Raw genomic sequence first — 10,000 nt, forward strand, 5'->3', positions numbered from 1 at the left:
ATTGCTCATGCACAAAAGTGCGGACTTCTTGTTATCAGGGCAACCGGTAACAGTGCATCTATTATAAATGACAACGATTTTTCCCCGAAAAACTTTTAATTTTTCTTTTCCGTACTTCCTCGCAACCGTAAGATAACCGCTGTGACACACCTTTCTCGAAAGTTGATAATGGAATGGATTCCCACAGAAAACCATTATCGTACATCTGCTTTTTTTAGATATCCGGCCTCAATCATTGCAGAGCGAAGTTCCCTGATTTCACCCCGGATCTCGATTAATTCTTCTGTAAATGTCTTCTGGAAATCAGAGCGGACACCTTTTATCTCGCGTAATGTCTCAATTTGAAGGCCAATAACAGTATCCTGTTTTCCAAGCATCTGATCTTGTTTGTTTAGCATCTGATCCTGCTTGTCTAACATCTGATCTTGTTTGTTTAGCATCTGATCCTGTTTTTGATCAAGATTATGGAGGTAATAAATTGCAGAATCAAACCTTTCTGCTAATTCCTCCATCATTTCACCTCTCAAAATAGTGAATTCTGAATAATTTCCAGAATAGGGATACTCAGTAACTTGAAGAGATTTGATCTTCACCGGCGGAGGAATATTTCGAATCGATTGAATAAATTCAGTAATTTTTTCCTCTTCACCTTCAATTACGATGATTACATCTTTTGAAGAATGGTTTTGAACATATCCCGTTAATTCAAGACCATCAGCGATATCCTCAACTTTATCCCGGAATCCTACTCGCTGAACTTTTCCTTTTACGAAAATATGATATTGTTTCTTATTTGAATCGGACATAATAAACAAACACCAATTAATTTATATGAACACTAACTCTGCATATATCTTCTGTACAACCTGAACCCATAATCTCTTCAAACATACATAATCAATAATAAGGCAAACATGAGACAAACTCACTTCCTCGCCACCGTCAGGTACCCGCTGTGACACACCTTTGTCGAAGGTCTCGTCCCCCGATCACTCCGGTCCATCTCCCGCATAATGCTCTCATGGGCAGCAACCTCTGAAAAGAGCCCGGAAGCAGTATCAAACACAATCCCCATCTGTTCAAAGAACGGTGTATAACAGACCAGGTACCCGCCAGGACGAATCAGGGAGAAGGCATAGATGACATGTTGCTTCGTTATCCCGAGATCAAGATGGACAATATCATACTGCCCGTCCATCTCAAGCACATCCCGGTTCACCACCTCAATATTCGTAAGTCCGGTCTCCCGGATACTCTCTTCAGCTATCCGGAAAAACTCCTCCCTTCGTTCACAGGTCGTAACCTTTCCGGCTACTCCGGCAAAAAAGACTGCCGCAACCCCGCTCCCGGTCCCGGCATCAAGAACATGATCCTTCTTATTCATCCCGGTAAGGCCGATCACAAGCCCGATATCCCGGGGGAGCATGGGTGCCCCGCTTCGTTTCGCCTGCTCAAAAAAGTCTGTTGCCCGGGGGAGGCGAATAACCAGTTCCTTCCCGGATTTGGTCGTGATGACATCGCCCGGCACCATCCCGATGAGCTGGGAGAGATCAACCATCCCAAGATCGGTCCCAAGACTTCCTCCACCGGCACGGACAACATAGGTCTTCCCTTTCCCTGAGAGGATGACCCGGTCTCCGGCTGCTATCATGCAGACAGACGAAGGATAGCTTCAGCGATATCTCCCTTCGTCTCAACAAGGGCTGCCTTTGCGGCTTCCTGTGTCACATTTGCCTGACCGGCAACAAGCTCCACGTCCTCATCAGGGATGACCGCTTCAGCCTCTTCAAACCGTGGTTCACCGGTAATCTGCCAGGTGACGGTGCCCTGCATCTTCATGATGGCAACCTCAGCCTGGTCAAACACATACCGACCCTTGGGAGTGGTGATGACTATCTCCTGCACGTCCTCTATCGGTTTGATATCCATCCCAAGCTGTTTCATCATCTGTTTCATCTTGCGGGGGTTCATTCCAGGTAACATGATTTATTCCTCTTTTTGTATGCCGTGTCTGACCGATACTGCCATCCCGGTTTCACAGGCCATCATCTCTATGCCGGATACAACAGCCTCGCCAATTGCGATAAACCGTCCGTCTCCATCGGTCACAATAACCTCATCACCGGCGTGGATGCCTGGATCAGCATCGGTAACATGTCTGCAGAAGAGGTTTTTTCCGGCCGCGATGAAGGATATCACATCCTCTCTGAGCTTGACCCGGCCGGTTTGTCCGGACAGGGCTTCATGGAGCCGCTTTCCCCCGGCAAGCCCAAGGGTCAGACGCCCGTCATGAGCACGGAGGGTTGCAAGGCGTTTTCCATCAAGGAGAACCTGACGGACTCCGCCTCGTCTGGATGTGATAAACCTGCAGGAATCAGGAAATAATTGTACACCTGTACCCCTGCCAAACTGGAGATCAGCGATGGTCCTGACACGACTGAGCATATTGCTGCGCTAATATTCGGTTCACATCTTCGATAAATGCACGCTCTTCTTCCTTAGGGATAAAGGCTCCGGCAGCGATCCGGTGTCCTCCCCCTGAACATCCCTCACGTCCCTCGCATGCCAGAGTGAGTGCCTGCTGGAGATCAACTCCCTTACTCACGACCTCCGGACGGGTCCGCATGGATATCTTCGTCATCGACGGGTCAAGAGAGTCCTCGCACATGATCAGGATCGGTTTTTCAGGATTGAGCCGGGAGAGTGCCATGCCCGCCCCGATGCCTACAATAGTATCCGGGAACCGGCCGCCTACGTGAATGTAGAGCATATGGGAGAGCTCGGTCACACCGGTATCGGTGATATAGAGCATGACCTCGCGTATCTTACTCCGGTGATTCCGGAGCATATGTTCCGCCTCCCGGTAAGCAACCACCCGATCACCACGACAGATAGCCCCCCCGAGCTCCGGTCGCTGCCACCGCCCGCATGAGTTCAGCATTGTTGCAAATTCTGAGGCATTCCGAAGTGATGCCTGATGCTTATCCTCGTCAGGGAAGATATAGTGGTCTGCGAAGAGTCGCCCGGTGTCTTTTCCATGAGCAACCATCTGTTCAATGACCGCACAGCATACCTGCTGTTTCTGATCAAAAGAGAGATCCTCCCAGACCGGCCACCGGTTGGGCTGGACGAGGGTAATACCGATCCGTTCAAGAAACTTCCCGGCACCATCCGGGTCCCTGCTTACTCCGGGGATATCCATGTCATCAGAATATGCCAGGGACTGGGGAAGCGGTCGGGTGGATATCCCGTAAATATTGAGATCATGCTCCCAGAGCTCGACGGTACCCTGCCTGACCCCATCCTGCAGGATCTCCCGTGCCGGGCCGGTGAGGCAGAGATGCTCCCTATCCATCATATCACCGATATTCCCGATGATTGCAAGCTTGGCAAGATCAGTGTTGATCGAGTCCAGCTCCCTTGCAAGGAGATATGAGACACCGGCAGCACTCATCTTCTCATACCCATGGTTCAGACAGTTCACCTCGATGAAGGGATCTCCATGTTCTGCCGGCTGGCTGACATGATGATCGATGATGATCGTTCTGGAGGGGTCCAGCCCCTTCTCAAGAAGCATCTGCTGCTGACCTGAACCAAGGTCGGAGAATATCTTCAGGGAGGAGTCATCCGGGATCTGGTCAAGGGTCAGAGGATCGAGCTGACGGACAAAGGTAGTGGAAACGCGGATGCCATCACGACTAAGGGCCTGTGCCAGTATAGCCTCACTGCTGATCCCATCCGCATCAATATGAGAGATGATCGTCACCTCCTCACATGAACGGACTGCATCAGCGGCAGCCCTGATATCCTCAAGAAGACTCATTCAGGTACTATATGGAGGGATGAGAAAAAGAGGAATGTGCAGGGAGTGAAATATGAGACAGGAGGAAGGATGATTTCATGAACGTCCACATGCAAGGCAGGCCCTTTCCGGATGACCTGACACACTATGCAGAATTTATAGGGCAGGGATTACTATCCCCGGAAGAGATGCAACGGATTGATGAGAACGCACAGGCCCTTGGCATCAGTGGAATGGAACTTATGGAGTCCGCCGGGACCGGACTTGCGATGGCTGCACGCCGGTATCAGCCGGGAAAAATACTCATCTTGTGCGGGAGCGGAAATAATGGCGGTGACGGAATGGTGGCCGCCCGTCATCTTGCAGGGGAGGCAGATATTGCCGTCCTCTGGTATGACTCGGGAAGACAGACCGACTCGACAAGAACACAGCTTCAGCGTCTTCTCTCTTGCAGGGTTACATCAATTCCATTCCGAAGCAGGGATGACCTGATTGAGCATACCCGGATCTTTCAGGATACTGACCTTATCATTGATGCTCTTCTTGGAACCGGAGGAACGGGTTCGGTCCGGGAGCCTGTCAGAACCTGTATCGAATTTGCAAATAATGCAAAGGCACCGATCCTCTCTGCCGATCTCCCGTCACCAGGTATCATCCCTGACAGGATCTGTGCATTTCACCGGGCAAAAACCGAAGGAGCAGAGATCTATGGCATCGGGATTCCTCTTCTCGCTGAAATTGGAACGGGACCCGGAGATCTTCATATTCTCCGGAAAAGGCACCCGGACAGCCACAAGGGTGTGGGAGGCAACATCCTCGTTATCGGGGGTGGCCCATACCAGGGAGCTCCCTACCTTGCAGGCCTTGCAGCACTTCGGGCCGGTGCAGATATCGTCCGGGTTGTAACCCCCCATTACCTGCCTGAACCGGATATTATCCATGTTCCAACAGCCGGTGATCGAATTACTTCTACAGACCTTGACATCATCATACCCCTGTGTCAACACGCTGATGTCGTCCTCTGTGGTCCGGGTCTTGGTCCAGAATCCCATGATGTCATCAAAGTCCTCGCCCCCCATATCAGAAAAGGAGTCTTTGATGCAGATGCACTCGTGGATCCTCTCCCTATTGCGGGCGAATCACTCTATACACCCCACGCAGGAGAGTTTGCACGGATGTCCGGCTATAGTCCAGGAAAAACACCACGGGAGCGGGCACATACAATAATGAAGGCACAGATATCAGGGACGGTTCTCCTCAAGGGAGCGGTGGATGTCATCTGTGACGGATCACGGGTCAGGTTTAACCAGACCGGTACACCAGCCATGACGACCGGTGGGACCGGGGATGTGCTTGCCGGAGTATGTGCAGCCCTGATGGCTGTTGTTCCTGCATTTGAGGCAGCGTGTATCGGAGCCTATGTCACAGGGCGCGCAGGAGAACTCATAACACAGACCTGGGGGTATGGGATGACGGCCCGTGACCTCCTTACGGCAGTACCTCAAGTATTGTTCAGGAACACTTCTGAGAGAGAATAATGCCGGTATTTACTCATCTTGATGATGACCGTGCCAGAATGGTGGATGTATCCGCAAAAGGTGAAGTCTACCGGAAAGCGGTCGCTACAGGAACCATAACCCTTCGTCCCGATACCTTGTCTGCGATTCGGGATGGCACTGTTGTAAAAGGGAACGTCCTTGCAACAGCCAGAGTAGCCGCTACACTTGCTATTAAAGATACTCCGCGGCTTATTCCGATGTGCCATGCAATCCCCGTTCATGGAATTGATATCACCTTTGATTATACAAAAACGGGAATCACAGCCACAGTTACAGTCATATCTGCCGGAAAAACCGGGGTTGAAATGGAAGCACTTGTCGGTGTGAGTACCGCCCTTCTCACCATCTGGGATATGGTTAAATCAGCCGAGAAGGATGAGAACGGGCAGTACCCGGTTACCGGTATCTCTGATATCAGGGTACTTGAAAAAGTAAAGCAGGACCTGTAAGGCAGTCATCAGGAGCAGGTATATATCCTGTCTAAGTGACCTTAAATGGACTTTCGGGATCCGTCCCGTTAGGAATGTAGCCTGATTTCAGGCTGAACCTGGTGAACCGCATGACAAAATCGATGTATGCATATGTCAGGGATGCATGGAAGGTCCCTGATGAGACCGGAGTCAAAGCCCTCCTGTGGGAACGGATGCAGGACTGGCGCCGGGAAGGAAGTATTGTTCGTGTCCGCAGACCAACGCGGATTGACCGGGCCCGTGCTCTTGGGTACAAGGCAAAACAGGGTATCGTTGTAGTCCGTGTGAAGGTCCGCCGTGGAGGCCGCCGGGCATCCAGATATGTTCGTGGACGACGTACTGCCCGTATGGGTGTAAACCGGAAGACCATGGGAAAAAGCATCCAGCGGATTGCTGAAGAGCGCGCCTGCCGGAAGTACCCGAACATGGAAGTCCTGAACTCATACTGGGTCGGAGAAGACGGACGTCAGAAATGGTATGAAGTTATCCTTCTCGACCCGCATCACCCGTCCATTATCAATGATAAAACCCTGAACTGGATATCAAAACCAGGGCACCGTGGCCGGAGTGAGCGTGGACTGACCAGTGCTGGTGTCAAGGGCCGTGGCATGCGCAGACGCGGGAAAGGTACTGAAAAGTGCCGTCCATCAGTCCGGGCAAATGCAAACCGGGCTAAATAACCTTTTTTAAATGCACGTCTTTGACGGTTGCGTTTTTCCTTATCCTTCCGGAACGGTAAGTATTGCCAGGTATGCACGGGAGCTTTCATCACTTGGCTTTTCTGGGTGTATTGCTGCCGGCATGGCACCGGAAAACAGGACATACGACATCCCGGTCTGGACAGCACGATACCTGACGGAGGTTCCGGCCCGTCTTCTCAGCAGAGAAGCAGGAAGAGCCATACAGGTGAATGATCTCGTGTATGTACAGGCGAAAGATGCCGGATATAACCGGAATATCCTCACAACACAAGGGGTCCATGTCATGACTGATCTGCATACAACTCCGAAGGACGGGTTTGACCGGTACTGTGCACAACTTGCCGCCGAACGGGAGATTGGAGTGGATCTCTCAGTCAGACCACTCATTGAACTTCGTGATGGTGCAAGGCAAAAAGTCATCAGAAGATATGAAGAGATTTTTACGCTTCAGAACCGGTATGAATTCCCGATTGTGCTGTCAAGTCATGCCGCTGATATAACCCACCTGAAAAGTCCCCGGGAAATGATACGGCTCTTTTCACTTGTATGGAAGGATGAGAGCCTCTTATGGGAGTCTCTGGAAAGCATCTGCCTGATAAAAAACCGGACCGGACCGGTTGTGGAGATATAAATGCGTCTTCGCCCGTCGATGCGTGAAAACTTCAGATATATCCTTGTTCGGATTACTTCGGATTCGGTCTTTGAATCGCGTGATCTGTACCGATCCATTGCAGAGTCGGTTGTCAGTCTGTATGGTGACAGCATCACGGCACAGATCTGGCCGTCTGTCATGCAGGTATCCGGTTCTTATGCAATTATCAGATGCAGGCGCGGTCTGGAGCACCAGCTGGAGACTGCTCTGTGTGCGATATCGCAGATTCAGGGCATACCTGCAGCAATACACCCGCTCAGAACATCCGGAACGATCCGGACTCTGAAAGAGAAGATACCGCCCTGCACCGAGAAACGATGCGCAAAAGCCGTGATATCAGGGGTCCCCTGTGATGTTCTTGTTTCTATGCAGGGAAGGATAGATCTCAAAGAAAAGGGGATTTATCATGAGATACCACGGTACATAACAGAAGAAGATACTGAGGACCTGTACTATGATGAATAATAATCAGGCCGCATATGATCGCGCCATTACAGTTTTCAGCCCGGATGGGAGATTATACCAGGTTGAATATGCACGTGAGGCGGTCAAACGCGGCACAACTGCAGTTGGAATAAAATGCCAGGAGGGCGTCGTCCTGATAGTTGATAAACGGATCAACTCGCGCCTTCTTGAGGCCAATTCAATAGAGAAAATTTTCAGGATCGATGAGCATATCGGAGTTGCGTCATCAGGGCTTGTCGGCGATGCACGCGCACTGGTCGACCGGGCCAGAATCGAAGCTCAGATAAACCGGGTCACGTATGACGAACCGATCGATGTCGAGACCCTTGCAAAGAAACTTGGCGACCACATGCAGACCTATACCCAGTTTGGCGGGGCACGCCCCTATGGGACTGCACTCCTTATTACCGGTATCTCTGATGGCCAGTTCCGTCTCTTCGAAACAGATCCGAGTGGCACCCTTCTTGAATACAAGGCAACCGGAATCGGAACCGGAAGACCTGCCGTGATGAAACTGTTCGAGGAAGAGTACACGCACGAATGTTCCATAAAAGATGCCATTACCCTTGGTCTGAAAGCCCTTCATGAAGCAACGGAAGGGAAGTTCGATGTAAACACCGTTGAGATCGGAGTAATTACCAGGGACGAGGAGCAGTTCAGGAAGATGTCACGGGAAGAGGTTCTGTCCTATATCGGACAGCCACAGTAACCGGAACAGGGAGGCAGACCGGTGATATCACTCGATGATGCAGTTGTTGCAAAACTTGAGAGCCATGGTGAGCGGTTTGAGATCCTGGTAGATCCGGATCTGGCCGCAAAAATCAGGCAGGGTGAAGATGTCCCGATTGAGGATGCGGTTGCAGCACTCCAGATCTTTGAGAACGCTTCCCAGGCTGAACGGGCATCAGAAGAGTCTCTCAAAAAAGTGTTCAAAACAACAGATTTTGAACCGATCGCATTGCACATCATCCGGAAGGGAGAGATTCACCTTACCTCAGAACAGCGAAAGGTCCTGACCGCGGAAAAACGCAGACAGGTCATCACCTTTATCGCGCGGAATGCAGTTAATCCCCAGACCGGGCATCCTCACCCGCCACAGCGGATTGAACTGGCAATGGAAGAAGCAAAAGTCCATATTGATCCATTCAGGAGCGTTGAGGAACTGGTAAAGGACACGATGAAGGCACTCAGGCCTCTTATCCCCATCAAGTTTGACGAGGTCAGGGTTGCAGTCAGGATCCCGCCGGATTATGCACCCCGTGCGTATGGTGAGATCTCAGCCGTAGCTGCCATCGAGAAAGAAGAATGGCAGAAGGACGGGTCATGGATCTGTGTTGTGGTAATCCCTGCCGGAATACAGACCGAGTTCTACGACCTGATTAACCGGATCAGTCATGGGAATGCAGAGACAAAGATCATCAAGTAACTATAAGTGTATTTGAATCCAATAAAAAAGGACATCTAGGTAGGTTTTGAATATGGCCAGAAAAATGGTAAAGGCAAAGGGGAGGGTATCCGGCTCTACGGGCAGATTTGGTCCGAGATATGGTCGGTTTATCAGGAAACGAGTACGTGATGTTGAACTGATCTCAAAAGCAACACACACCTGTCCCCGCTGTGATACCGTTTCAGTAAAACGGAAAGGAACGGGCATATGGGAATGCAGAAAATGCTCATTCAAGTTTGCCGGCGGCGCATATGTCCCGGTCACTCCGAACCTGAAGGTTGCCCTGCGTACTATTGAGCGGACAGTAAAGGAGGCGTAAAGCTTCTATGCCTGGGTCGTATAAGTGTGCCCGGTGTAAACAAAAGGTCGAGATCGATATTAATGTCCGGTGTCCCTTCTGCGGGCATCGGATCCTTTTTAAAGAACGGGGAGCAGCAATCAAAGAACTCAAGGCCAGATGACTCTGGTCACTACTTCCCGACGTTCCACTCCGGCAACCAGATCGATAGCCAAGGATCTCGCATTTGCAACCGGGGCCGGGTATCTGTCACGGGGAAAACATGGGCTTCGTGAGATCTCCGATGAGCATGACCTTTTCATCGTATTTGAGCAGCAACGAGCAGGGATACTGATGACGCTCTATCGTGAGGGTGAACCATGCCTCATGCGAATCATCAAAAAGCATGACACGGGTGTTCGTGAGGGCCTTCTGTACAGGGGTATCAGAACATCAGACGATGAACTGGGCGGGATCCTTGAGGGGACATGCCCGGTTGATTATCTTGATCACAATGATCTGGTACTTGCCTTTGACGGTCCCCAGAAGCGGTGCATGACGCTCATACTCGGCAGGGTTCTGGATGATGCATGAAGCAATCTTCACCTTTGAAACACCCGATACCGG

15 protein-coding genes are annotated in these 10,000 nt (G+C 50.9%); 10 read left to right on the plus strand and 5 right to left on the minus strand.

Annotated features, from left to right (window positions below):
- Positions 1–194 precede the first annotated feature (194 nt).
- From LDL35_RS00715 to LDL35_RS00735, 5 genes are all read right to left on the minus strand, one after another.
- Complete coding sequence (locus LDL35_RS00715) at positions 195–806, minus strand: acylphosphatase (protein ID WP_304018484.1); 612 nt, start codon at positions 804–806, stop codon at positions 195–197.
- A 119-nt stretch (positions 807–925) separates the two neighbouring features.
- A complete protein-coding gene (locus tag LDL35_RS00720; RefSeq protein WP_304018486.1) occupies positions 926–1,651 on the minus strand; it encodes a methyltransferase domain-containing protein in 726 nt (241 codons plus the stop codon).
- The gene (locus LDL35_RS00725) at positions 1,648–1,983 is read right to left on the minus strand and encodes a nascent polypeptide-associated complex protein (RefSeq protein ID WP_304018488.1); all 336 of its coding nucleotides are present in this window, start codon (positions 1,981–1,983) and stop codon (positions 1,648–1,650) included. The genes LDL35_RS00720 and LDL35_RS00725 overlap by 4 nt, the downstream gene beginning before the upstream one ends.
- A gap of 3 nt (positions 1,984–1,986) precedes the next feature.
- Entirely contained in the window at positions 1,987–2,445 is a 459-nt protein-coding gene (locus LDL35_RS00730) for a PUA domain-containing protein (protein WP_304018489.1), read from the minus strand.
- Positions 2,417–3,823 (minus strand): DHH family phosphoesterase, encoded by a 1,407-nt coding sequence (locus tag LDL35_RS00735; RefSeq protein ID WP_304018491.1) that lies wholly within the window; start codon positions 3,821–3,823, stop codon positions 2,417–2,419. Before LDL35_RS00735 ends, LDL35_RS00730 begins: the two co-directional genes overlap by 29 nt.
- 77 nt (positions 3,824–3,900) lie before the next feature.
- On the opposite strand from LDL35_RS00735, the gene LDL35_RS00740 reads away from it, so the two are divergent.
- From LDL35_RS00740 to LDL35_RS00785, 10 genes are all read left to right on the plus strand, one after another.
- Positions 3,901–5,340 (plus strand): NAD(P)H-hydrate dehydratase, encoded by a 1,440-nt coding sequence (locus LDL35_RS00740; protein ID WP_304018497.1) that lies wholly within the window; start codon positions 3,901–3,903, stop codon positions 5,338–5,340.
- The gene (gene moaC, locus LDL35_RS00745) at positions 5,340–5,810 is read left to right on the plus strand and encodes a cyclic pyranopterin monophosphate synthase MoaC (RefSeq protein ID WP_304018499.1); all 471 of its coding nucleotides are present in this window, start codon (positions 5,340–5,342) and stop codon (positions 5,808–5,810) included. The genes LDL35_RS00740 and moaC overlap by 1 nt, the downstream gene beginning before the upstream one ends.
- Before the next feature lie 110 nt (positions 5,811–5,920).
- On the plus strand, positions 5,921–6,511 hold the full coding sequence (locus LDL35_RS00750) for a 50S ribosomal protein L15e (protein ID WP_304018501.1): 591 nt from the start codon (positions 5,921–5,923) through the stop codon (positions 6,509–6,511).
- Between the two features lie 10 nt (positions 6,512–6,521).
- The gene (locus LDL35_RS00755) at positions 6,522–7,163 is read left to right on the plus strand and encodes an RNase P subunit p30 family protein (RefSeq protein WP_304018503.1); all 642 of its coding nucleotides are present in this window, start codon (positions 6,522–6,524) and stop codon (positions 7,161–7,163) included.
- Positions 7,164–7,649, plus strand: coding sequence for an Rpp14/Pop5 family protein (locus LDL35_RS00760; protein ID WP_304018506.1), 486 nt, complete (start codon positions 7,164–7,166; stop codon positions 7,647–7,649).
- On the plus strand, positions 7,639–8,358 hold the full coding sequence (psmA, locus tag LDL35_RS00765) for an archaeal proteasome endopeptidase complex subunit alpha (protein ID WP_304018507.1): 720 nt from the start codon (positions 7,639–7,641) through the stop codon (positions 8,356–8,358). The genes LDL35_RS00760 and psmA overlap by 11 nt, the downstream gene beginning before the upstream one ends.
- Before the next feature lie 21 nt (positions 8,359–8,379).
- Positions 8,380–9,075, plus strand: a complete 696-nt coding sequence (locus LDL35_RS00770) for a ribosome assembly factor SBDS (RefSeq protein WP_304018509.1) — start codon at positions 8,380–8,382, stop codon at positions 9,073–9,075.
- Positions 9,076–9,127: 52 nt separating this feature from the next.
- Positions 9,128–9,415, plus strand: coding sequence for a 50S ribosomal protein L37ae (locus LDL35_RS00775; RefSeq protein WP_011449247.1), 288 nt, complete (start codon positions 9,128–9,130; stop codon positions 9,413–9,415).
- Between the two features lie 7 nt (positions 9,416–9,422).
- Positions 9,423–9,557, plus strand: a complete 135-nt coding sequence (locus LDL35_RS00780; RefSeq protein ID WP_109940869.1) for a DNA-directed RNA polymerase subunit P — start codon at positions 9,423–9,425, stop codon at positions 9,555–9,557.
- Positions 9,554–9,967 (plus strand): hypothetical protein, encoded by a 414-nt coding sequence (locus tag LDL35_RS00785; RefSeq protein WP_304018527.1) that lies wholly within the window; start codon positions 9,554–9,556, stop codon positions 9,965–9,967. The genes LDL35_RS00780 and LDL35_RS00785 overlap by 4 nt, the downstream gene beginning before the upstream one ends.
- Positions 9,968–10,000 lie beyond the last annotated feature (33 nt).

This window comes from Methanospirillum hungatei (genome assembly GCF_020216685.1).
GTDB classification, from domain to species: domain Archaea; phylum Halobacteriota; class Methanomicrobia; order Methanomicrobiales; family Methanospirillaceae; genus Methanospirillum; species Methanospirillum hungatei_B.